Origin of the sequence: Aeribacillus sp. FSL M8-0254, assembly GCF_038008845.1 — a bacterium.
GTDB classification, from domain to species: domain Bacteria; phylum Bacillota; class Bacilli; order Bacillales; family Aeribacillaceae; genus Aeribacillus; species Aeribacillus composti.
Map to the genome: position 1 here is coordinate 2983445 of NZ_JBBOZY010000001.1, position 22677 is coordinate 3006121.

The following is a 22677-nucleotide window of genomic DNA, read 5'->3' on the forward strand; positions in this document are numbered from 1 at the left end:
TTTAGCTGCCGATATATACAATGGACACTAATAATGAATTTTGAAGGGGAAATCAACAAATGTTTAAAAAAAGAAAACAAGTTCCATCACTTTTTGAAAAACAAGTGGATCTTTACCAAGTAAAACTTGACGTGACAGATGAAAAATATCAAAGGCAATTAGCAATGGTCGACCTGACAAAGGATGATCTTATTTGCATTCTTATATTAAAAGATGCGATTGAAGAAAACATAAAGTATATTATTGATTCATTTTATGACGCTCTCCATCAAGAACCATTTTTGATTGACTTGATTAATAAATACAGCTCGCTCGAAAAGCAGAAGGAAAGATTGAAAAAACATGTGCTGCTTATGTTTAGCGGATCCTTGACAGATGCAGATATAACAAGAATGAAGCGGATTGCTGTGGCCCACGTCCGCATTGGATTAGATTCCATCTGGTACATGAGTTCATTCCAGCAATTACAGAAATCTATTTTTTCTGTTGTTGCGAAAGCGTGTCCATCGAAGGAAGATTATCATAAAGCGGTGGTCACCATTGCAAAAATGTTAAACTTTGAACAGCAAATTGTGCTGGAAGCATATAATGAGGAGTATTTAAAAAGACGGCAAAAAATCGAAAAGGAAAAACAGGAGCTTCATGAAAACATCGCCCAAACCTCCATTCGTCTTGCTGATCTTATTGAATCAGCCAATTCAGCTATACAAAAAATTAACGAACAATCCAAACAATTTGCCTTAATTGCAGTTGATCGTTTTGAAACAGCGGCATCAACCGAAGCAGAGGTCAGCTCAAGGAGAGAAGACTTGAATTTTCACTCCGATTTAATGGTCAATATAAAAGAACGGACAGATGATATTGCTTTAAAAATAAAGTCGCTTGAACAAACTTCTGAAAAAATTAATCATGTCGTCTCGATTGTTACTTCTATTGCTGAACAAACTAACTTGCTGGCTTTAAATGCCGCAATTGAATCAGCGCGCGCAGGGGAATACGGGAAAGGATTCGCTGTTGTTGCTAGTGAAGTGAGAAAGCTGGCGGAAGAAACAAAAAATTCCGTGCTTGGCGTTTCCAATTTAATTGAGGAAATCAGAGCGAAAATTAACGATACCGCTTCATCTATTGTGGAAGTAACAGAGCTTACAGGCAATGGTTCGCAAAGAATGAAAGAGATGAACCAATTCTTCGACAATATTTTGTATGCCTTCGACAAAAATAAAGAACAAACTGAAAAGACGAAAAATGAACTCGAAAACTTTGCTGAAATCATTGATGATATAACAAATTTCATTGCGCAAATCAATGAGACTTCAGAACATTTAAAAAAGCTGGCCAATCATATATAAAGGTCCTTTTTCAAGCTGGCGACAAAGGGGGTGTCTAATAAGTCGTTTTTACGACTTATGGACGCCCCCATGAATGTTTTAGAAACGTTGATATATCGGTGTTTATGATTTTTTGTTTTCAATGGGGATTTGACTTTCTGGACAGCCCCTTGATTATTTATTTGGATGAATCTTCAAAAAGCTGAACAACCTTTATCCGCTAAAATAGTTGAGTCGTAAAAGGAGATCCAATTGGTCGCTTGAAGGTTAAAAAATGAGGACATATGTTCATATATTGAACATAGTATCCCAACAAATAGTATGTGTTGATTTTTTTATACCCCAAGATATTTATGCTGGATATCAGCATTATTCAGTGATTTCTTTTTTGTAAGAAAATACTATCTGCGTAACTTCTGTTCCTGCGTTCTTAAATGAAGAAATCAGAAAAATCAGTATTTTCAAATAAACCGGCTGGCTCGGAGAAGCTGTCATCAAGATGTATCAAAGTGGCATAAGTACGCGGGAGATTGGCAAGTTTATTGAACGAATTTTTGGAATGCTTATTCTCCTGCAACGATCAGTCGTATGACCGATGTCGTGAAGGAATACATCGAGAAATGGCACACTCGTCCTCTACATAAGCGTTATTCCGTCTTATATTTGGATGGTTTATACGTAAAACTTCGTCGAGATACGGTAGAAGATTAAAAACAGTAATTTAAACTTTGCTTTATGTATATTTCTCTTCCCAACACAAATAATATTTTCTGTAAAAAAAATCAAAGGAGGAACAATCATATGGCTCTCATTCCTTACGATCCTTTTTCTGAGATTAATCAATTTAGACGAAATATGAACCGCATTTTTTCTGAAAGCTTTCCACATTTTTTTGAAAATTTTGAGACTATGAATACCCCCCGGCTTGATATTCATGAAACTGCTAATGAAGTAATTGTTACGTGTGATTTGCCCGGCCTTGAAAAAAAGGAAGACGTTGACATTCATCTTGATCGCAACGTTCTTACGATCAGCGGCACAATTCAAAGAAGCAAAGAAGTAAAGGAAGAAGAAATGCATAGACGCGAACGGTTTGTCGGGCGGTTTCACCGCGCTGTTGCATTGCCGGCAAATGTAAAAGAAGAAGAAGTGAGCGCGACATATAAAAATGGCGTTTTGGAAATCCGTATTCCAAAACAAACCGAAAACAACAAAAAGAAAATTGATATTCAGTTTCATTAATTGTTTCGTGAGGTTGCAAAATTTCAATCAGCCTCACTTTTTTATTGCAATTTTCGCCAAGTACGATTATGATGAATATATAACATCAAAAATCTATATATTGTGTAATCAAAAACAATTAAATACTATATATTGAAAACCTAACGACAAAGGTGCTGTTTTCAGCTTAAAAGGGAATCCGGTGAGAATCCGGAACTGTCCCCGCAACTGTGAGTGCTACGAAATGAATAATCCACTGTACGTTTCGTATGGGAAGGATTCAAAGTAGGATGAAGCACGAGTCAGGAGACCTGCCTTTGTCCGAACGTTTCTAATTCTTCGGGGGTTGGGAAGATGAAACGATGGTTTGAATGGAGTAGTTTCGCCTTGTAAACTGCCTCCCTTTTAATCATCGTTTGATCCGCTCAGCTTCCTGAGCGGTTTTTTATTTTGATAAGGAGGATGTTTGATGAATATTACGAAAGCATTAAATCTATACGAGGTTTTTCAAAATCATTTTAACAGGAGCGATTGGGAGCTTTATCTAAGACAGCTTGAAAAAAAGTTTCCATCCCTTTCCTTTCATGAATACAGCGAGAGAGTGTCGACAACCCTACAATACCAGCAGATTGATGATCTTGAAAAATTTACAAACCTGCTGATTATTGAAGCTTTAGCAAACATTTCGGAAAGTGAGCCGGATTGGACTTTTTTAGCTGCACACGTATTTCTTGAAAAAATTTACTATGAAGCGAGCCAAAACAGAAATTACAACCAACCGGGCTACGGCGATTTTTATTTGTTAATCGAAACATTAACCGATCTTGGAATCTACAGCCCTCTTTTGCTAGAGCATTATTCAAAAGAGGAAATTATGGAGCTGGGAAATGCCATTGATCCTGAGAAGGACAAGCTGTTTACATACATCGGATTAAGGACCCTTTACGACCGGTATTTAGCTAAAGATTTTTATAAACGAACATTTGAGCTTCCACAGGAACGTTTTATGATCATCGCTATGACGTTAATGATCAACGAGCATCCGTCCAAACGTTTGCATCTTGTAAAGGAAGCGTATTGGGCACTGAGCCATTTATATATGACGGTTGCAACACCGACATTGGCTAATGCAGGAAAATCAGTCGGTCAGCTTTCAAGCTGCTTTATTGATACGGTAGACGACAGCCTTCAAGGCATTTATGATTCGAACACTGATATTGCCAATGTTTCTAAAAGCGGCGGAGGCATTGGAGTTTATTTAGGGAAAATCAGAAGCCGCGGAAGCGATATCCGGGGGTTCAAAGGAGTTTCATCAGGTGTCATTCCTTGGATGAAGCAATTAAATAATACGGCAGTGAGCGTCGACCAGCTCGGCCAAAGAAAAGGAGCAATTGCCGTTTATTTGGATGTTTGGCATAAAGATATTTTCGCCTTCCTAGATGCAAAATTAAATAACGGAGATGAACGGCTGCGCACCCATGATTTATTTACAGGTGTATGCATTCCTGACCTATTTATGGAGCAAGTTGAAAAGCGCGGGGACTGGTATTTGTTCGATCCCCACGAAGTTCGCAAAGTCATGGGATTCAGTCTGGAAGATTATTATGATGAAGAAAAAGGTAACGGCAGCTTTCGGGAAAAATATTTTGAGTGCGTGAATCATCCTTCCTTATCTAAAGAAAAAGTGCCTGCGATTGAAATAATGAAACGGATTATGATCAGCCAGCTTGAAACGGGAACGCCTTTTATGTTTTATCGGGATGAAGTGAATCGAAAAAACGCAAACAAGCATGCCGGCATGATTTATTGCAGCAATTTATGCACAGAGATTGCGCAAAATCAAAGTGCTACTACTGTTGAAGAACAATATGTTGAAGATGGAAAAATTGTCATTGTGAAAAAGCCCGGCGATTTCGTCGTCTGCAACCTTTCTTCCATCAACTTGGCACGGGCTGTCCCAGACAACGTTCTGGAACGTTTAATCCCTATTCAAGTGCGGATGCTGGACAACGTTATCGATTTAAATAACATTCCGGTATTACAGGCAAAGCTTACAAATGAAAAATACCGTGCAATCGGTCTTGGAACGTTTGGCATGCATCATTTATTTGCACTAAAGGAAATTACATGGGAAAGCGACGAGGCAGTCCAATTTGTCGACCAATTATATGAAAAAATTGCGTATTTAACCATTCAGTCGAGTATGGAGCTCGCAAAAGAAAAAGGCGCATACCCTCTCTTTAAAGGCTCGGAGTGGGATACAGGGCGATATTTTGAAATCCGCGGTTATACGTCAAAAAAATGGCAGGAATTAAAGGAAAAAGTGCAGACTTTTGGGATTCGCAACAGCTATTTAATGGCGGTCGCACCGAACGCATCGACCTCCATTATAGCCGGAAGCACAGCAAGCATCGATCCAATTTTCCAAAAAGTTTATTCAGAGGAAAAGAAAGACTACAAAATTCCAGTTACCGTTCCCGACTTAAATGCGAAAACGACTTGGTATTATAAATCCGCTTATTTGATCGACCAAACATGGAGCATTAAACAAAATGCGGTGCGCCAGAAACATATTGACCAGTCCATTTCCTTCAACTTTTACGTCCTAAACACGATTAAAGCGAAAGAATTGCTGGAGCTTCATTTGACAGCTTGGAAATCCGGATTAAAAACAACGTATTATGTCCGTTCGACATCAAGCGACATTTATGAATGTGAATCATGTGCAAGTTAAGGAGGAATTCATATGGAGCAAACATTAACAAAACGAGTTATTATGGATCCTGATGCACCAAACCGTTCAACAGCAATAGTGAACGGAAAATGTTCCAACGTGCTCAATTGGGATGATGTCGCCTACCCGTGGGCATATCCAAAATATAAACGGATGCTCGCAAACTTTTGGACACCTTTTGAAATCAATATGGCTCAAGATGTGAAGCAATTTCCTGAGCTTTCAGAAAGAGAACAGGACGCATTTTTAAAAATTATCGGCCTCTTAGCTTTATTAGACAGCATTCAAACCGATTATGCCGGAAAAGTTGCTGATTATATTACAGACTCGAGCATAAACGCCTTAATGATCTTGCTCGCTCAGCAGGAAGTGATTCATAACCATTCATATTCGTATATTCTTTCAAGCATCGTGCCTAAAAACGTACAGGATGAAGTATTTGAATATTGGCGGAACGAACCGGTTTTAAGGAAGCGAAATGAATTTGTCACCAACGGGTATAAAGCATTTGCAGAAAATCCGAATGTGGAGAATTTGTTGAAATCGATCGTCTTTGATGTCATACTGGAAGGTTTATTTTTCTATTCCGGTTTCGCATTCTTTTATAATTTAGCCAGAAACCAAAAGATGGTAGCCACTAGCACGATGATTAACTACATTAACCGTGATGAACAAATACACGTAGGTTTGTTTGAAAAAATTTTCAAAGCGGTGCTGGAGCAATATCCTGAATATGATACAGATGAACTGAAACAATTCGTTTCGAAAACATTTCTGAAAGCAGCCGAGCTGGAAATCGAATGGGCCGGTGTAATTATCGGCAATGACATTGAAGGCCTGCATTTAAAAGATGTGGAGAGCTATATTAAATTTTATGCGAATTTCCGTGCCAATCAGCTGGGATTCGAACGTCCTTTTGAAGGCTATCGGACAAATCCTTTGAAATGGATACGGGCTTACGAAGAAGTGGACTTAGGAAAATCAGACTTCTTTGAACAAAAATCGAGACAATATACAAAAGTCAACACGATTGATAACGGCTTTGATGAGTTGTAAAAATTTACGTTCTCATGATAACGGGCAGCAGAGACTGCCCGTTTTTTTATCTGCTGCCAAACCAAAAGGAATGCTATGAAAGAATTGTTCGATAAGCAACTACTTTCTTTTAAAAGAGCTTATCCTTTTGGGAACCTAAGCATCCCATTTTTCCATGCCATGGTATAATATGTACGGAGGGGATCTATGTTAAAATCAACCTTGATCATAATGTCAATTTTGTTAGTAACAATTCATTTCGCTATTCTATATTTTTGGATGTTTGATTGGCAAAAATTGGCTACAAAAACAGGCTTTATAAGTTGGTTTGCCTCGATTCTATTAGGCATCTTTGTATATTTTGCTTTTCAAACTTTCAGCAGATGCGACAAAGCTGCTGTCGTCATCAGAAACATATTGTTATGTTCAACTTTACTGACCATCTTTTTAGCTTGTATTGCGTTCATTATAGAAGCAATTACAAAGGCGATGCCCTAAAAAGAAATATAGTTTTCACGAAGATTAAGAAAATCATATTGGCTAAAAAGAACTATGTTGTTTTCCACCATTGCGAGGTGAATATAATGATTTATTTATTAGTCGGTTTGGGCGGGATAGCAGGTGCCTGCCTTCGATACAGTGTCGGCCTATGGACTTCCAGCTTTTGGACCGGATCTTTCCCAGCAGCGACACTTTTAGCCAATTTGGCTGGAAGTTTTCTTTTAGGATGGTTGACTGAATATGTATTTAAAATAAAAGGATTTCCTCCCCATTTTGCCGCAGCGATCGGTACTGGCTTAATCGGGTCATTCACTACATTTTCAACTTTTAGTTTTGAGAACATTCAATTGATGATTGCCGATAAATGGGAAACAGCCATTATGTATACATTGTCAAGCTTAATAGGCGGTTATTTATTTGTTTCATCTGGTTATCATCTTGGCCGAAAAATGCTTTCCCAGCACAGCGCACGAACGGCCCGTCATGAATAGGAGTGAAGAGTAATGCTTTTCAACTTTATCGTTGTAGGAATCGGAGGTTTTTTAGGAGCTAATGCCCGCTTGATCGTCACCAATTGGATTAAAAAGAAAAGCAATATGAAGTTCCCTGTCGCAACATTTATTATCAATGTCAGCGGATCTTTCCTGCTCGGCCTTTTGATCGGCATGAATATTTCAGAAGCATATCTACTGTTATTTGGAACGGGATGTTTAGGAGCCTTTACCACCTTTTCTACGTTTCAGCTTGAAAATAAACAGCTGTTAACAGAAAAACAAAAAACAGTGTCCATGTGCTATTTTCTTTCAAGCTATGCGTTCGGTCTTTTGTTTGCCTTTCTCGGCTTCCAACTAGGCGCTATATTTTAAAAACTTATTTGAATCATATTGTCATGGTTTGATTTTTTCTTTATAATACAGATTGTCCAGCGGGATGTAGCTCAGCTTGGTAGAGCACCAGCATGGGGTGCTGGGGGTCGCAGGTTCGAATCCTGTCATCCCGACTCTGTAAATCTCCTAAATCATCATTTAAAACCAAAAACGCCGCTTGAGCTTTTTCAAGCGGCTTATATTTTGAATTACGTCTTTTTAATCCCTTTCCTCAGTTTAATTAATTTATATAAGTTAATCACAATCGTTTTGGTTACAGCATATGTTGGAACAGCCAAAATCATCCCCAAAATTCCCGCGATATTTCCTGCAACAAGCAACAATATAATAATGGTCAACGGATGTGTATCAAGCTTCTTGCCAATAATAAACGGAGAAATCACATTCCCATCAATTTGCTGAACAATTGTCACGACAATAATCGCAAGAAGTGCTTTAAAAGGCGAATCAAGCAAGCCGACAATAACGGCTGGAGCAGCTCCAATAAACGGACCTAAATACGGAATAATATTGGTGATTGCCACAGTTATTGCAAGCAGCAAAGCATATGGCAGATCAATAATTAAGTATCCGATAAACGTAAAGAGCCCGACAAACATGGAAACAAGCATTTGTCCTTGAATATAGGTAGATAAGGTTTCGCCTGTTTCCTTTAAGATAATCATAACTTCATCGCGGAAATCGCTCGGAAAAAACTTTACGACCTGGTGCGGCAGCTTATGTCCGTCCTTGATCATATAAAATAAAATGAACGGCACCGTGACAATAATGAGTGTTATATTTGTGATAACGCTGAAAACGGACTGAACGCCATTCGTAATATTATTTGTAATTCTCGATGCATATTGCGTAATGGTGCTCTCAATTTTTTCAATGGAAAAATAATCTTGCGTCAATACCCATTGGAACCAGCTTGTTTGATAGAGGTTTTCAATGATTTCTCTCGTTTTTGTTATATAAAAAGGAATGTTTCGAATTAAATCATTAAACTGCTTAACAATCGTAGGACCTACCAATCCGATGGCGATCGAAATTCCTCCGATAAACACGATATACAAAATCAAAATGGCCAGCACTCTTGGAAATTTTCGCTTTTCAAGAAAGCCAATAATCGGAGCAAACAAAAAGTAAAGAAAACCGGAAATAATTATAGGAAAAAACAAAGTAGTTATAAAGATCACAATGGGCTCAAAAAGAAAAGATATTTTTGTGCTGAAATATAAGATCAAAATGATCAAAAGTATTTCTAACGTCCAAAAATGAAGTTTTGATTTAAACAAAATGCTTGCCTCCCGCATCCAATTTTGCAACATTCGTTCCAATATTTAGAATATCATGTATTTACATATTCTAAGCAATTTTTTTCAATCCTCCTATTGCTTCTAATCCAAATTTTCCGCTCAAATTTAAGGAAAACCTTTTTAAATTTTTATGTTAAGCTTTATAATATTTGCTCTTCGCAATGTTTCAAACAAAATCACAACAACAGGACCTAAAAATAAACCTAATATACCGAGCATCTTTAGTCCAATGAACATGCTGATCAAGGCGGCAAGAGGGCTTATTCCCATGTTGGTCGACATAATTTTCGGTTCGACTGCACGTCTGACGACAGTGATCACAAGAAATAAGACAACTAATCCTATTCCGAGATTGGTTTGCCCCTGGCTAAATGCATAAATAGCCCAAGGAACCAGCACCGATCCTGTTCCCAATATTGGAAGGATGTCAACAACCACGATAATGATTGCCAAAATCAAGCTATAATCTACACGAAGCAGCACCAACCCAATATAAGCTTGTATAAATGTCAGCAAACTTAAGATAACTTGCGCTTTAATAAAGCCGAAGCCTGCTTTGTAAAGATCATTCACAACATATTTTATTTTATTTCTCGTTTTTTCTGTCAGCATGGTCTCGAGCGAAGCCCATATTTTCGGCAGATCTAAACTGATTAAATAAAGAGCAATCAAATAAATCAGCGCTTCAATGAAAAAGCCAGGAATGCCGGAAACAAATAATATGAGCGATTCCATCAATTGCTTCACAAGACCGTCAACTGCATTGACAGAATTATTAATGGAAATTTCAATAGACGTCATGACACCTTCTGGAAGGGAAGCGGAATAATTTTCCCACGTATCAAGAAGAGGATTAATAAAATCATGATTGAATTTTCTAACATATAAAGGGATATTTGCTATAAAACTCACAAAGTTTGTATATATAAAGTTTATCAAACCAAAACCTAGAATACATAATAAGAGTAAAAAAACAACAAAAATGAGCAAAACTGCATAAGGTCTTTTTATTTTAAATCGATTTTGGAGAATGCTGATAGGCTTTTCAAGTACAAGAGCTGTAAGCAGCGCAAGCAATATCGGGATGCTAAACGGGATTAGTATAAGAATGGCAATACCAATGATGATAAGCGGAAGATACTTTTTCATTTTCAATACATCATTCTCCTATCTATTCTATACTCAAAATCATCATGTTATCCTTATTATATCGCGGATTTTCCATTTGAACTATTGAAATTCCTTATTATTTTTAAAAATTGTTATTTGTTCCGACATTTTACAAAACACATTTACTTCAGTAAAAAAATACTAGACAAAATGCAAATTGACCAATATAATCAAATTAGAAAAACGGAATAAGAATAAAAATTCCCAAAGGGGAGTAGCTTAACAATAAAGTCGTCATTTCGTGGAGCTATCCACCGGCTTTATTGAACAACTGGAATGTTGTTAGCGAGACCTTTGCCATAAAAATGGCAAAGGTCTTTTTGCATCTTAAAACAATTTTTGGGAGGTTGATTTGAGTTGCTGCTTAGAAAATATATGTCCAAAATCGGAATAGGCTCTGCAACAGTCGATCTCGTACTGGATAAAGAAACGTATTCGCCAGGAGAAAAAGTAACAGGCACGCTCTACATTAAAGGAGGCACTATACCTCAAAAGATTAAGCAGCTGCAATGTGATCTTATGAAAATAAACAATCAGGCTGATCAGCAATCAATCGCCTCCATTACGTTATTCGCTCCTGACATAATCGATCCAGCTGATTGCGCAAAAATTCCTTTTGAATTTGTTTTACCAAAGCATCTTCCCGCAACAACAGACAGTTTAACATACCGTTTTAAAACAACATTAGTGTTTGAAGAAGGAATCGATAGTCTGGATCATGACACAATACAAATTTTAAAAAATAAACCTAGTGGAGGGGAAAACGATGAGAAAAATATGGAAAAGAATTCGGTTCATTTATAACTTTCGTTCATTTTTCCCTTTTATATTTGAATTTTTCTTATCGAAGGAGGTGAATAGGAAAAAAAAGCTATTCTCGATCGCTTTCATAATTGGATATTTCCTGTTGCCGTTCGATGCAATCCCAGATTTCCTGTCCTTAATTGGAATTGTGGATGATGTCGTTATATTTACTTTTATCATACAGCAAATGATCAAAATGGCTCCGAAGGAATTACAGGAAAAATATTGTCTTGCATAACAAAGGATAAAAACATCGAAATGAGTATAAAATATTTGAGGAGTGATAAATATTGGAACTATTCTCACCTGAGTTTTTTTCAGCATTACTTTCGATTGTTATCATTGACCTTGTTTTAGCTGGTGATAATGCCATTCTAATCGGTTTAGCAGCTAGAAATGTGCCGAAGCATCAACAAAAAAAGGTCATTATATGGGGGACTTTTGGAGCGATTTTTATTCGGGCAATTGCGACGCTTGCGGTTGTTTGGCTTTTAAAAATCCCTGGACTGCTATTAGTCGGCGGAGTTCTTCTCCTTTGGATTGCCTATAAACTTCTCATCGATAAAAAAGAGCATAACGTCGATACCGGGAATAGCTTTTGGTCCGCTATGAAAACGATCATTGTAGCAGACGCTTTAATGGGGCTTGATAATGTTTTAGCGGTTGCCGGTGCCGCGCACGGATCGTTCCTTTTAGTCATAATCGGATTGTTAATTTCCATTCCAATCGTTGTGTGGGGCAGCACGCTCATCATCAAATGGATTGAACGGTTCCCAATTATCGTGACAATTGGGGCTGCCGTTATTGCCTTTACAGCAGCCAAAATGATCGTAGATGAAAAATTTCTAAAAGGCTTCTTTGAAGAAAACCCGCTTCTAAAATGGGGATTAACGATTATTCTTGTTGCAGGCGTTATTTTTGCCGGAAATTTAAAAAAGAAAAAAGCTTCCCCTGTGGAAGCAAAAGAAGAAGCATCTTAAAAAATGATGCTGACACCGTTTTTCCTAAAGCCTAAAAACAAATTCCGTGGGGCAAGACAATCTTGCCCCATCATTACAAATATTTTCGATGGACATTCCGGCCGTCAAAATTAAATAAAACAGGTTTATCCTCAATAATCGTTTCTAAATGGACACCTCTCCCCCAAAGCTGATAAATGTATGGAAGCACCTTTTCAAGGTACTTAATATCAAGTTCAATCCCTTCATACCAATGTTTTAAATATAGTTCGCCGTTTTTCATATAATCCCCATCCATTACCGTAATGTACGGAAAACCGCCATTCACCCGCATGCTTACGAGCTGATCCCGCACTTTTTCCCAATCTTTATCAACAATTTTATAGTCTTTGCCTTGTTTTTGAAATAAGTACATGTCTTCCCGCATAACAAGATCTTTTGTTAAATAGTTGCGAAGAAATGAAATATCCGATTCAATTTCCCGCACCTCAAACAGCTTTTCCCTGCCCGAACCGGGTTGAATTCCCCGCTTTTTCATTTCCTCGGTCGGATTGTTATACCTTTCTTCGATATCCTCAAATATTTTTAAACCTAAATAATAAGGGTTAATGCTCGTTCTTGACGGCTGTACGACACCTGCATTTAATTTAGCATATTCAATTGCTTCATCAGAGGTCAAATCCAGCTCTCTCATGATCCGCTGGTGCCAATACGTCGCCCAGCCTTCATTCATTATTTTTGTTTCAAGCTGAGGCCAAAAGTATAGCATTTCCTCTCTCATCATTGTTAAAATATCACGCTGCCAGTCTTCAAGCTCCCGGCTATACTCTTCGATAAACAAAAGCACGTCTTTCTCCGGTTTGGGAGGGAATTTTTTCTTTTTCTTGATTGTCTGTTCACTTTTTTCTTTTTTTTCTCCTAAAGACCAGAGATCATCATACGGTGTTTTGTATGTCTTATGCTCTTCTTCCTCATCAACATCATCCAAGCTCCAAGAAAGTTTTGTCCGAACTAAAGACGGATCAATATGTTCTTGGATGGATAAAACCGCGTCTAAAAATTTTTCCACTTCTCTTTTTCCATATAAAAGTTCATATTTCTTGATTCTTTCCGCTGTTGCCGCCATGCTTTCGACCATATCCCGTTTCGTATTACTAAAGCGAATATTGTTTTTAAAAAAATCACAATGCGCGAGGACATGTGCAACAATTAGTTTATTTTGAATAAGAGAATTAGTATCAAGCAAAAAGGCATAACAAGGATTTGAGTTAATCACCAGTTCATAAATTTTACTAAGACCTAAATCATAATGGAGCTTCATTTTATAAAATTGCTTTCCAAAGCTCCAATGGGAGAAACGAGTCGGCATTCCATATGCACCAAATGTATAAATAATATCAGCTGGACAAATTTCATATCTCATCGGATAAAAATCAAGACCAAACCCCTTTGCGATTTCTGTTATTTCTTCAATTGCATATTGAAGAACTTTATGATCCTCCTTGTTCATTGTTCATCCCCCTTCTTTTTCCTTACAACAATTTATGAAAACAAACGGGAGATGATGAAAAACATTTTGAACGTTGTGTCAGATTGCACTATTTCCATTTCACATCTTGAACTGCCTGTCACCAAACGAAAAGCTAAAAAGGGAGACATTCCTGTTCAAAAATACACAATCTTATAAAAAAATGGTGCCTTCTCACGGCACCAAATATTAAAAACTTTTTTGGAAAAACTACATTAAATGGTCGAACCTTCAGGCTGCGCAATTTGTAAAGCTGGGCCAAAAAATTCGTAATGAATATTTTCGGAAGCAACCCCCAGCTCCTTTAAATAATTAATGACTGCTTTCATAAATGTCACAGGGCCGCAAATAAAATAATCTGCATTTTCAGATAAGAATTGCTTAAGAATGTCTTTAGTCATATAACCTGTATGATTGGCGCTTTCTTGACGTGACGGCTCCGTATAACAAATAAAGGATGTTCCATTTGGCAACCTGTTCATTAACTCTTTTACTTCCAAACGAAAAGCATGAACATCTTCATTTTTAGCAGAGTGAACAAAACGAACCGGTCTAGAAGGATTTTCTTTTGCTATTGTATTCAGCATGCTCATAATTGGCGTTACTCCAACACCGCCGCTGATGAAAACAACCGGCGAGTTTTGCGTGACATCCAATGTAAAATCGCCAGCAGGCACGCTAATATTAAGCTCATCGCCAATTTGAACATCATCGTGCAGGTAATTCGATACGACCCCTTTTGGTTGATCCGGTTCTGCCTCACGTTTAACAGAAATTCGAAAATATTCTTTGCCAGGAGCGTCTGATAAGCTGTATTGACGATTCAGCAAATATTGATGGCCGTCTATTTTTACTTTTACGGTAACATATTGTCCGGGCAGGAATGATGGCAATACAGCATTATCTTTCGGTTTTAGGTAAAACGATGTAATAACAGAGCTTTCTTTTACTTTATCTACAACAACAAACGGCTTAAAGTCTTTCCAGCCACCTTCCATATTTTCAGCGTCAGCATACATTCGTTGCTCCAATTCGATAAATACGTTTGCAATTTCGTTATAAGCTTCTTCCCACGCAGAAATAATTTCATCTGTTGCTAAATCGCCTAACACTTCTTTCATAGCTGCTAATAAATTTTCGCCGACAATTGGATAGTGTTCTTTTTTAACCCCTAAGCTTCTGTGTTTATGAGCAATTTGCTTCACAGCTGGCAAAATCGTCTCCAATTGATCAATGCGCTCGGCAGCAGCATAAAGTGTGGTTGCTAGCGCTGTTTGCTGTCTTCCTTTCTGTTGGTTTGTATGATTAAAAATATTTAATAACTCCGGATGATTGGAAAGCATTCGTTTATAAAAATGACTTGTGATTTCTGTTCCTTGCTTAGCTAAAACAGGCACGGTGGACTTTATAATTTCAATAGTACGTTCGGATAACATAAATTTGCACTCCTTTGTTTTTTTAAAAAAAAGATGTATTTTATATATATCTTTAAAGTAGTTGATCTTCGTCTTAAAAGCAATATTTTAAATACATCTTTTGAAAAGATGTCACATTTTTGAACCTAAATTATCCATCAGTGTATAATGGAGCTAGTATGGACAAAGAGAGGGAGGCCAATGCGTCTTACAAACTATACTGACTATTCGCTCCGTGTGCTCATTTACATTGGCACGAAAAACCGAGAGGAATTATCCAATATTAAAGAAATTGCGGATGTGTACGGCATTTCAAAAAACCATTTAATGAAGGTCATTTACCAGCTTGGGAAAAACGGGTATATTGAAACGATTCGAGGACGAAATGGCGGTTTCCGTTTAGCACGTCCTGCATCTGAAATAAATATTGGCGATGTGGTCAGAAAAACTGAAGAAGATTTCCATCTTGTCGAATGTTTTAATGAAAAAAACAGCGAATGTGTGATCACATCCGCCTGCAGGCTGCGCCATGTTTTCCAGCAAGCCTTGCAAGCTTATTTACAAGTGCTGGATCAGTACACACTCGCTGATTTAATCATAAATCAAAACGAATTGAAGCATTTGTTTAATGTGAAGTAGAAAAAAGCCTTTAATGGTCTTTCGTTTTTTTGAATGAGGCGTTTATACATTTGTTTTGAAAGAAACAGCTGTTGTTATGTCCAACATTTGCAACGGTACAAAAAACAGATTTATTCATACAATAAACATAACTCCTTTTAGGGAGGGATGTTTATTATGAATAAAATGGATTACGACAAAGCATTATATTACACGCACCGTTCGCAATGGGACAATTTGATTATTTTAATGGTGCGCACAAACGACGATTTTCTTTCCAAAAAAATTGAGCATTTTTTACACGCTTATAATTTTGAACACGATTATCAAATTATTGAGCATAAACTATATGCTTTACTTCGTTATATTGACCATGCATTAGAAAACGTAACAGAGGTTGAACCGGAAATCGCGCTGAAATAGTTTCCAGAAAGGTGACTCAATAGTTTAAGCAACCTTTTTTCAGAAAAGTTATTTCTGAAAAATGAGGTTGCTTTTTCTTTCTGTTTTAGTCGTTTAAGTTATTGCTACAATGCTAAAAGCGGCGATCGTTTTTGCCGAAAGCCCGTTTTTTCAGGAGCCTTTTTTCATGGCTATTGATCCGCTGCTATAATCGGCTATCAACTTTGCCAAAACTCGGGACTTAGCCCGCTTTTTTAAGAGCGTAAACGAAAAAGCGAGGGTGGAAAAACGTCTTGTTTTTCTCCCTCGCTCTTATTTTTAAGACTTATTGGACAGACTGAAGGGATCTCAATCGAAATGGAGTTAAGCTTTTTTAACTGTCAGAATATCATTTACTTTTTCCATTACGGCATTTATTAATTCTTCCAATGCCTTTTCACTATTATTCAGTGAATCGGCCTGAACAGCAAAATAAAATTTCACTTTCGGCTCGGTTCCCGAAGGCCGCAAACAGAACCAAGATCCGTCTTCAAGGAAATATTTCAATACATTTGATTTTGGCAAATCAATTGTTTCCTTTTTGTTCGATTGAAGCAATGTACGTTCACTTGTTAAATAATCCTCGATAATCGTAACCGTTTTACCTGCAATTTCAACAAGCGGATTTTGGCGGAAAGATTCTAAAATTCGCTTAATCTGTTCTGCGCCGTCCTTACCTTTTAAGGTTAACGATTTTAACTCCTCTCTGTAATACCCGTATCGATTGAAAATTTCCATTAATCCGTCATAAAGTGTGAGCCCTTTTTTCTTATAAAATGCACATACTTCAACAGCTAAAACGGCCGCTTGAACGGCATCTTTGTCTCTGACAAAATCGCCAATTAAATATCCGTAGCTTTCCTCATAACCGAATTGAAATTTGTATTGTTTCGTTTGTTCAAATTCTTTAATTTTTTCCCCGATAAATTTAAACCCGGTAAGCGTATCAATTGTTTTTAGTCCATATTCCTCCGCTATTGCGCGGCCTATTTCCGATGTAACAATCGTTTTTAGAACAACGCCATTTTCAGGCAGCAATCCTTTTTTCTTTTTCTCAGAAAGGATATAGTTGAGCAAAATCGCACCCGTTTGGTTTCCTGTTAACACAATGTATTCGCCTTTGTCATTTTTGACAGCAACTCCTAAACGGTCAGCATCAGGATCAGTTCCGATTAAAATATCAGCATCAATGCGTTTCCCTTCTCTTATCGCTAGCTCAAACGCTGCATGCTCCTCAGGATTCGGCGAAGCCACTGTCGAAAAATTTGGATCTGGTAGTTCCTGCTCTTTGACGACGGTTACATTTTGATAGCCTAATGATTGAAGAGCTCGTCGAACCGGTTTATTGGCTGTACCATGCAGCGGCGTAAAAACGACCTTTACATCTACTTCTTTTGCCAAATTAGGATTCAGTGAAATCGTTTTGATCTTTTCATTATATGCTTCGTCTATTTCCGCCCCAATGATTTTAATCAAGCCTTTTTGTTTTAAAATATCTTCATTTTCAACAGCAACTTCTAATTCATTTTCAACTTCATTCACTTTTTTGATGATTTCATCAGCTATTTTTGGAGGAATCTGACCTCCATCCTCTCCGTAAACTTTAAATCCATTATATTCCGGCGGGTTATGGCTTGCCGTTATTACAACACCTGAAAATGCGTTTAAATAACGGACAGCAAAAGATAATTCAGGAGTTGGCCTTAATTCATCAAATACATAAGTTTGAATACCATGCGTTGCGATAGTTTTTGCCGCTTCCATAGCAAATTGCGGCGATTTGTGGCGGGAATCGTAAGCAATTACCACGCCGCGTCTTTTGGCTTCTTCTCCAAAAGATTCAATATATCTTGCCAATCCCTCAGAAGCCTTGCGGATTGTATAAATGTTCATCCGATTTGTGCCTGGGCCAATTTCTCCCCGCATTCCTCCTGTACCAAACTCTAAGCTTTTATAAAAGCAGTCCTCTAATTCGAGTTCATTGTCTGCTTTTTCTAGTAATTGCTGTTTTAGCTCTTGATCTAAATCTTCTTTCGATATCCATCGTTGATAATTTTCTTTCCATTTCGCCATAACTTAACACCCCTCCAGTTCCCCTTCTTTTTCTCTCCTGAAATATTTTATCACAAATTTTATGGAAATGAGATGATCATCCCTATTTTTAGAACTATTCGAAACAGCTTTTACATATTTTTCGCGAATGGTCGTCTTTCCATTTCTCGAGTTATTTATAAATTTATGTATTTGTATCATTTGAAAAAAACAAACCGAGCGACAAAGCTCTTTGCCACTGAACATAGAGTAGGGTAACCTCTTTCAAGGCTACCCCCTCATCAAACCGTACGTGCCCTATTAAGGCATACGGCTTACCAATGTGTTACAATTAATACGTCGCTAACCTTTGCGCATATTGCATTTTACGGACACGGTCAGGAGTGTAAAACTCTTGACCCTCTTCTTTCGCTCTTTGTTTACGTCTTTCGAGTTCTTTTCGTTGTTTTTCTTTCATACGTTGAATGTAATTTTCTAAAGTAAATCCATAAATTTTATGATAGTAATACCAATATGCTGGTATTAAACCTATCCTCGCAAAGAATTCATTATTCCATTTTGTTTTCATAAGATGTCCTTTTCTTTGATTTGGATGACTGTGTATCATGGCAACTCTTAACCTTTTTCGTATGTAACCATCTATCGCTAATAACTCTTTTCCAAATGCTTGAAAGAAGCAAGAACTTTTAAATCCAAATTGTGCATTTGCCTTAATTGCTTCATAGATCGTCAGAAAATAGTTTACCTTGCCTCGAATGATTGGATTAACCTGCCCAAGCCATTTCTCTTTGCTGAGTGTGAGTGTTTTCCTTGTCTTTGCTTTTATTTTCTGACGAAAATCTTTCCAAGTTGCATCTTTTGGTTTAGCGATATAGTATGGTTTACCATCCTTTTTGCGTTTTCGCCAATGTTCAAATGTAAACCCTATGAAGTCAAAATCGTCATTATTGAAATCTACAAATTTCGTTTTCTCCGATGAGAGTTCAAGACCGAGTTCCGCTAGTTTCTCTTTCGTGACTTCTGCAGCTTTCTTGATGTCTTCCTCTGTTTTAGCAAACACCAGGAAATCGTCTGCGTATCTGACAAATCGAAAATTGTGCTCAGCCCACATCCAATCAAGCTCATTTAGATAGATATTGGCAAGTAGTGGAGAAATGACACCCCCTTGGGGTGTTCCTGAAGCTGTTGCATGGTATTTTCCTTCCTCCATGTATCCAGCTTTTAACCATTTCCAAATCATGTCTAATACCGTTCCATCCGCAATGTATTTGTTTAACACTCTCATTAAGTTCTTATGCGGAATATTGTCGAAGAAGCCTTTGATATCTGCATCATAAATGTAGTTATATCCTTGTTCGATATTAGCCATGATTATTTGTAGGACGCGCTTCGCGCCTAGATTTGGTCTATAACCACATGACCATTTATGGAAAAAGCCATTTTCGAATTTCGGTTGTAGCACATCTACTAGAGCTTGTTGGACAATTCGGTCTTCAATGTTAGGGATTCCTAAAGGTCTAAGTTTGCCGTTCTTCTTTGGAATGTAATGTCTTCTTACTGGGGAAGGTTTATATTCTTTTCTTCTTAACTTTTGTAAAAGTGAGTTTAGATTCTCATCTAAGTTATATCGATAGCTGTCTATCGTTTCACCATCGATACCGCCAGACCCACCGTTCGCTTCTACCTTATCCCAGGCTGCTTTTAATTTCCTGTCAAAGAGAATTTGTCCATAAATACTATGCCATTTTAAAGTTAACGCACGGTTCATTGCATATTCCACACCTTTCATTGTGTACATTCAGTTCGTTTTTACCGCAGTATCGTTTCCTGTTCGCATTACACACCTTTACAGATGTAGAGCCACAAGGTCGTTCCCCTTCCGTTCATACTTGGTTTGGTCCAAATACTACTTCCGTACTATGGGAACGTCTGACTTCTCCATTCACATTCATCATTTCGGATTGCCCTTATAGATGGATGTCCCTAAGGTAGAATGGAGACCTCACGGGGTCATCGTACCTTCCTTATAAGCATACCCAGCACCATCACTTGATAAGCCATCTCTATTCAGCTGATTTATCGAACAGAGACCACTACTCTCAGTAGAGGACTTCCCATTATTTCCGCATGGTCGTCAACTTACCCTGCCGCTGTGCTTCACGCTTATGCATTTGGGTCTGCCTAACCGACTACGGGTCTCTCGACTTTCCGCATCTCCTTCAGACACCACCTCACGATGATGCCCTAGATTAGTCTTCACTGGTTGTATCAGCACTCCAGTGGAAGGACTTTCACCTTCGAGAAAAAAATGAGTCTTCCAGGTTATTCAGAGCCGTGTTTACCATAGGTATCGTGCTCCAGCCTTTAACGACTCATTCAGTGTAGAATCCCTACACAAAGTACGACTGCCCGTCGCACGGAAAAAAGAGCGCCAAACGGACGCTCTTTTTTCAGCAAGGCACTCCCATCCCGGGATTGCAAGAGGAGTTATTGAAGATCTTTTTCAGAAATATTTGTTAATGCTTCTCCTGCCGCTTCATCAGAAGTCTTATTTGTTGCTAAATCACCTAATGCGACCATCCCGACAACTTGATTATTTTCCACTACAGGCAACCGGCGAATTTGATTTTGTGCCATGATTTGGGCAGCTTCTTGCAGACTCGCGTCTGGACTACAGCATACAGGGTTTGTCGACATAACTTCTGCAACGGTTGTGCTTTCGTTTTTGCCCTGAGCTGTTGAGCGAAGCGTAATATCACGGTCTGTAATAATTCCTTTTAATTGTCCATTATCTGCAACAGGGATCGCACCAACATTATGCTGTCTCATTAACTGAGCAGCTTCCTGAACAGTTTGATTTGATGAAACGGAAATGACATTAGAAGACATGATATCGCGAATTTTATCCATAGTCTCACTCCTTTCGTTTATAGTTTGAACAATATGTAAAAATTTATGAATGATAATAATTCTTAGCTGATGTTTTATTGATTTCATCGCAAAATCATTTTTAATTCAGGGGAAATGTATTATAATGCCTTTAGAAAGAAAACAGAGAGGTTAGTTGGATGGATGATAAGAGAAAAGACAATTTGCTGTTAATAGGCTGGATCGCTTCTTTAATTTCTACCTTAGGAAGCCTGTATTTTTCTGAGATCATGCATTTCGAACCATGTAAATTGTGCTGGTTTCAAAGGATATTTATGTACCCGCTCGTTGTTATACTTGGAATAGCTGTAGTAAAAAAGGATTACAAAATTGCAAGCTATTCCTTAACTTTGTCCATTATGGGAGGCATGATTTCCATTTACCATTATTCTATACAAAAAATTCCTTTTTTAGGGGAACATAGCCTCGCATGCGGAAGAGTTCCTTGTACAAGCGACTACATTAATTGGTTTGGATTCGTTACAATTCCTTTCTTGGCTTTAATTGGCTTTTCAATTATTTTCCTCACAAGCTTTTTCATTTTACGGCAGAAAGGATAACGTTTCCGTTATTTTCAGATTTTTCAAGAGGCGAATGATGCAAATTCTATAGACCAGCAAACAAAACCTTTGGATTTATAGCTTTCAATTATGTTTTTTTACCCATATTAAGACTTAATCGCAATCCGGCAAGTTCATGAGGTCTTAGAAAGATAAACATTTATTTTTTGCGGCTGCCGTCATTCCCGTCATTTATGAAAATCGGTTTACATTTTTTAGTGCAAAGGAACGAAAGGAGTGAATAACGGCGATACTTTCCCCAAAATTTTTAAAATTACGGGGTCTTCTCGCCAAATTATATGAAAAAACTGCTTATATTCGGCGGAATCATTATTGTACTGTTCGCGGCACTGGCAATTGTAACAAATTTGCAAAATAAGCAAAAAGCGGAAGGAAATCCGTACAAAAAGTCGAGCCTGCATCCTGAAACCGTCAAGCTGCTGGATGATCCAAATTATCAAAACATCATACTTCCGGATGAGCTAGAAACAAAATTAAATAATCAAGAAGATGTCATTGTCTATTTTTTCAGTTCTACCTGCCCGCACTGTAAAAACACAACACCGATCTTAATGCCTTTGGCAAAAGAATTAAATGTGGATATCTACCAATACAACCTTCTTGAGTTTGAAGAGGGCTGGGACGAGTATAAAATTGATGCAACTCCAACGCTTGTCCATTATGTAAACGGAAAAGAAGCCGATCGTATCGTCGGTTCACAGGAAAAAAGCGTTTTTCGAGAAGCGCTGGAAAATTGGACAAAATCAGAATAAGGAAAACCTGTCTTTTCATGACAAACATGGAAGCTGTAAATGCCTGCTTGGCAATATGGAACAATTGTCTGTCGGAGAAAAACAAAAACTTGCACAAGAAAGTTAAAGCCGCTTTTATTTCAAAAGCGGCTTTTTGAATAATCAAATTTTGTCAATCTTAACAGGAAAAGCGGACAGAATATCCGTAGCTCCAATATTTAGAAATTTTGTTCATACTGCAATAAATCGTCTTCATACGCTTGGCTCCAGCAAAATGATGAATGATTTGCAAATCACTATCGCAAAATAATCAATTTATCCGGAAAGATTTCCAAACATATTTCTTCATCACGCTCACAAATGTATTTCCATTGAAGCTGAAGCATTTTTTCACCTTTCAAAAGCTGCTGAACAGCATATAGGAAAGGCTTGTAGTATTACCG

The 22677-nt window shown here is 37.7% G+C and carries 21 protein-coding genes, 1 tRNA gene, 1 pseudogene and 1 riboswitch; of the genes and pseudogenes, 16 read left to right on the plus strand and 7 right to left on the minus strand.

The annotated features are described in order from the left end of the window. Nucleotides 1–59: 59 nt before the first annotated feature. From NSQ44_RS14440 to NSQ44_RS14480, 9 genes and pseudogenes are all read left to right on the plus strand, one after another. On the plus strand, nt 60–1349 hold the full coding sequence (locus tag NSQ44_RS14440; protein WP_340857404.1) for a globin-coupled sensor protein: 1290 nt from the start codon (nt 60–62) through the stop codon (nt 1347–1349). A gap of 448 nt (nt 1350–1797) precedes the next feature. After that, nucleotides 1798–2033, plus strand: a pseudogene (locus tag NSQ44_RS14445) (transposase); the annotation flags it as partial. Between the two features lie 96 nt (nt 2034–2129). Beyond that, nucleotides 2130–2570 carry an Hsp20/alpha crystallin family protein gene (locus tag NSQ44_RS14450; protein WP_340857405.1) on the plus strand — a complete coding sequence of 147 codons (441 nt, stop codon included), beginning with the start codon at nt 2130–2132 and terminating at the stop codon, nt 2568–2570. Between the two features lie 133 nt (nt 2571–2703). Then, nucleotides 2704–2882: riboswitch (cobalamin riboswitch) on the plus strand. A 136-nt stretch (nt 2883–3018) separates the two neighbouring features. Beyond that, on the plus strand, nt 3019–5283 hold the full coding sequence (locus tag NSQ44_RS14455; protein WP_340857407.1) for a ribonucleoside-diphosphate reductase subunit alpha: 2265 nt from the start codon (nt 3019–3021) through the stop codon (nt 5281–5283). Between the two features lie 12 nt (nt 5284–5295). Then, complete coding sequence (locus tag NSQ44_RS14460; RefSeq protein ID WP_094244603.1) at nt 5296–6339, plus strand: ribonucleotide-diphosphate reductase subunit beta; 1044 nt, start codon at nt 5296–5298, stop codon at nt 6337–6339. A gap of 186 nt (nt 6340–6525) precedes the next feature. Continuing rightward, complete coding sequence (locus tag NSQ44_RS14465) at nt 6526–6816, plus strand: hypothetical protein (protein ID WP_340734150.1); 291 nt, start codon at nt 6526–6528, stop codon at nt 6814–6816. A gap of 86 nt (nt 6817–6902) precedes the next feature. After that, on the plus strand, nt 6903–7310 hold the full coding sequence (gene crcB / locus NSQ44_RS14470) for a fluoride efflux transporter CrcB (RefSeq protein ID WP_340857409.1): 408 nt from the start codon (nt 6903–6905) through the stop codon (nt 7308–7310). Between the two features lie 12 nt (nt 7311–7322). Continuing rightward, nucleotides 7323–7685 carry a fluoride efflux transporter CrcB gene (gene crcB, locus NSQ44_RS14475; RefSeq protein ID WP_340857410.1) on the plus strand — a complete coding sequence of 121 codons (363 nt, stop codon included), beginning with the start codon at nt 7323–7325 and terminating at the stop codon, nt 7683–7685. 60 nt (nt 7686–7745) lie between these two features. Continuing rightward, nucleotides 7746–7819, plus strand: a tRNA-Pro gene (locus tag NSQ44_RS14480). Between the two features lie 75 nt (nt 7820–7894). On the opposite strand, the gene NSQ44_RS14485 is transcribed toward NSQ44_RS14480, so the two are convergent. Both NSQ44_RS14485 and ytvI read right to left on the minus strand, forming a co-directional pair. After that, nucleotides 7895–8986, minus strand: a complete 1092-nt coding sequence (locus tag NSQ44_RS14485; RefSeq protein WP_340857411.1) for an AI-2E family transporter — start codon at nt 8984–8986, stop codon at nt 7895–7897. Nucleotides 8987–9127: 141 nt separating this feature from the next. After that, complete coding sequence (ytvI, locus tag NSQ44_RS14490; RefSeq protein WP_340858277.1) at nt 9128–10156, minus strand: sporulation integral membrane protein YtvI; 1029 nt, start codon at nt 10154–10156, stop codon at nt 9128–9130. 378 nt (nt 10157–10534) lie between these two features. On the opposite strand from ytvI, the gene NSQ44_RS14495 reads away from it, so the two are divergent. The 3 genes from NSQ44_RS14495 to NSQ44_RS14505 are packed head-to-tail and all read left to right on the plus strand — an operon-like array spanning nt 10535 to nt 11961. Next, nucleotides 10535–10981, plus strand: a complete 447-nt coding sequence (locus tag NSQ44_RS14495) for a sporulation protein (RefSeq protein ID WP_340857412.1) — start codon at nt 10535–10537, stop codon at nt 10979–10981. Next, on the plus strand, nt 10944–11219 hold the full coding sequence (locus tag NSQ44_RS14500; RefSeq protein ID WP_063387266.1) for a YkvA family protein: 276 nt from the start codon (nt 10944–10946) through the stop codon (nt 11217–11219). Before NSQ44_RS14495 ends, NSQ44_RS14500 begins: the two co-directional genes overlap by 38 nt. A gap of 52 nt (nt 11220–11271) precedes the next feature. Continuing rightward, complete coding sequence (locus tag NSQ44_RS14505; protein ID WP_340857413.1) at nt 11272–11961, plus strand: TerC family protein; 690 nt, start codon at nt 11272–11274, stop codon at nt 11959–11961. A 73-nt stretch (nt 11962–12034) separates the two neighbouring features. Here the strand turns inward: NSQ44_RS14505 and NSQ44_RS14510 are convergent, their stop codons facing one another. Next, on the minus strand, nt 12035–13450 hold the full coding sequence (locus NSQ44_RS14510) for a SpoVR family protein (RefSeq protein ID WP_144597072.1): 1416 nt from the start codon (nt 13448–13450) through the stop codon (nt 12035–12037). Nucleotides 13451–13683: 233 nt separating this feature from the next. Beyond that, on the minus strand, nt 13684–14904 hold the full coding sequence (hmpA, locus tag NSQ44_RS14515) for an NO-inducible flavohemoprotein (protein WP_340857414.1): 1221 nt from the start codon (nt 14902–14904) through the stop codon (nt 13684–13686). 180 nt (nt 14905–15084) lie between these two features. Here hmpA and NSQ44_RS14520 point away from each other — a divergent pair, with 180 nt between their 5' ends. Continuing rightward, complete coding sequence (locus tag NSQ44_RS14520; RefSeq protein ID WP_063387262.1) at nt 15085–15522, plus strand: Rrf2 family transcriptional regulator; 438 nt, start codon at nt 15085–15087, stop codon at nt 15520–15522. A 156-nt stretch (nt 15523–15678) separates the two neighbouring features. After that, entirely contained in the window at nt 15679–15924 is a 246-nt protein-coding gene (locus NSQ44_RS14525) for a YhdB family protein (protein WP_063387261.1), read from the plus strand. 342 nt (nt 15925–16266) lie between these two features. Here NSQ44_RS14525 and NSQ44_RS14530 read toward each other — a convergent pair whose 3' ends face one another. The 3 genes from NSQ44_RS14530 to NSQ44_RS14540 all read right to left on the minus strand — a co-directional run bounded on the left by NSQ44_RS14530 (nt 16267) and on the right by NSQ44_RS14540 (nt 20904). Continuing rightward, nucleotides 16267–18015, minus strand: coding sequence for a phospho-sugar mutase (locus NSQ44_RS14530; RefSeq protein ID WP_340857415.1), 1749 nt, complete (start codon nt 18013–18015; stop codon nt 16267–16269). A 310-nt stretch (nt 18016–18325) separates the two neighbouring features. Then, entirely contained in the window at nt 18326–19783 is a 1458-nt protein-coding gene (ltrA, locus tag NSQ44_RS14535) for a group II intron reverse transcriptase/maturase (RefSeq protein ID WP_232515578.1), read from the minus strand. Nucleotides 19784–20481: 698 nt separating this feature from the next. Next, nucleotides 20482–20904, minus strand: coding sequence for a CBS domain-containing protein (locus NSQ44_RS14540; protein WP_063387258.1), 423 nt, complete (start codon nt 20902–20904; stop codon nt 20482–20484). Between the two features lie 158 nt (nt 20905–21062). Between NSQ44_RS14540 and NSQ44_RS14545 the strand changes: the two genes are divergently transcribed. Next, on the plus strand, nt 21063–21482 hold the full coding sequence (locus NSQ44_RS14545; protein ID WP_063387257.1) for a disulfide oxidoreductase: 420 nt from the start codon (nt 21063–21065) through the stop codon (nt 21480–21482). 299 nt (nt 21483–21781) lie between these two features. Continuing rightward, nucleotides 21782–22255, plus strand: coding sequence for a thioredoxin family protein (locus tag NSQ44_RS14550; protein WP_094244596.1), 474 nt, complete (start codon nt 21782–21784; stop codon nt 22253–22255). The last annotated feature ends 422 nt before the right edge of the window (nt 22256–22677 follow it).

What these genes read in the sequence shown, in the direction of transcription:
- NSQ44_RS14440 (WP_340857404.1), top strand. Translation starts at nt 60, where the DNA reads ATGTTTAAAAAAAGAAAACAAGTTCCATCACTTTTTGAAAAACAAGTG.
- NSQ44_RS14450 (WP_340857405.1), top strand. Translation starts at nt 2,130, where the DNA reads ATGGCTCTCATTCCTTACGATCCTTTTTCTGAGATTAATCAATTTAGA.
- NSQ44_RS14455 (WP_340857407.1), top strand. Translation starts at nt 3,019, where the DNA reads ATGAATATTACGAAAGCATTAAATCTATACGAGGTTTTTCAAAATCAT.
- NSQ44_RS14460 (WP_094244603.1), top strand. Translation starts at nt 5,296, where the DNA reads ATGGAGCAAACATTAACAAAACGAGTTATTATGGATCCTGATGCACCA.
- NSQ44_RS14465 (WP_340734150.1), top strand. Translation starts at nt 6,526, where the DNA reads ATGTTAAAATCAACCTTGATCATAATGTCAATTTTGTTAGTAACAATT.
- crcB (WP_340857409.1), top strand. Translation starts at nt 6,903, where the DNA reads ATGATTTATTTATTAGTCGGTTTGGGCGGGATAGCAGGTGCCTGCCTT.
- crcB (WP_340857410.1), top strand. Translation starts at nt 7,323, where the DNA reads ATGCTTTTCAACTTTATCGTTGTAGGAATCGGAGGTTTTTTAGGAGCT.
- ytvI (WP_340858277.1), bottom strand. Translation starts at nt 10,156, where the DNA reads ATGAAAAAGTATCTTCCGCTTATCATCATTGGTATTGCCATTCTTATA.
- NSQ44_RS14500 (WP_063387266.1), top strand. Translation starts at nt 10,944, where the DNA reads ATGAGAAAAATATGGAAAAGAATTCGGTTCATTTATAACTTTCGTTCA.
- NSQ44_RS14510 (WP_144597072.1), bottom strand. Translation starts at nt 13,450, where the DNA reads ATGAACAAGGAGGATCATAAAGTTCTTCAATATGCAATTGAAGAAATA.
- hmpA (WP_340857414.1), bottom strand. Translation starts at nt 14,904, where the DNA reads ATGTTATCCGAACGTACTATTGAAATTATAAAGTCCACCGTGCCTGTT.
- NSQ44_RS14520 (WP_063387262.1), top strand. Translation starts at nt 15,085, where the DNA reads ATGCGTCTTACAAACTATACTGACTATTCGCTCCGTGTGCTCATTTAC.
- NSQ44_RS14525 (WP_063387261.1), top strand. Translation starts at nt 15,679, where the DNA reads ATGAATAAAATGGATTACGACAAAGCATTATATTACACGCACCGTTCG.
- NSQ44_RS14530 (WP_340857415.1), bottom strand. Translation starts at nt 18,015, where the DNA reads ATGGCGAAATGGAAAGAAAATTATCAACGATGGATATCGAAAGAAGAT.
- ltrA (WP_232515578.1), bottom strand. Translation starts at nt 19,783, where the DNA reads ATGAAAGGTGTGGAATATGCAATGAACCGTGCGTTAACTTTAAAATGG.
- NSQ44_RS14540 (WP_063387258.1), bottom strand. Translation starts at nt 20,904, where the DNA reads ATGGATAAAATTCGCGATATCATGTCTTCTAATGTCATTTCCGTTTCA.
- NSQ44_RS14545 (WP_063387257.1), top strand. Translation starts at nt 21,063, where the DNA reads ATGGATGATAAGAGAAAAGACAATTTGCTGTTAATAGGCTGGATCGCT.
- NSQ44_RS14550 (WP_094244596.1), top strand. Translation starts at nt 21,782, where the DNA reads ATGAAAAAACTGCTTATATTCGGCGGAATCATTATTGTACTGTTCGCG.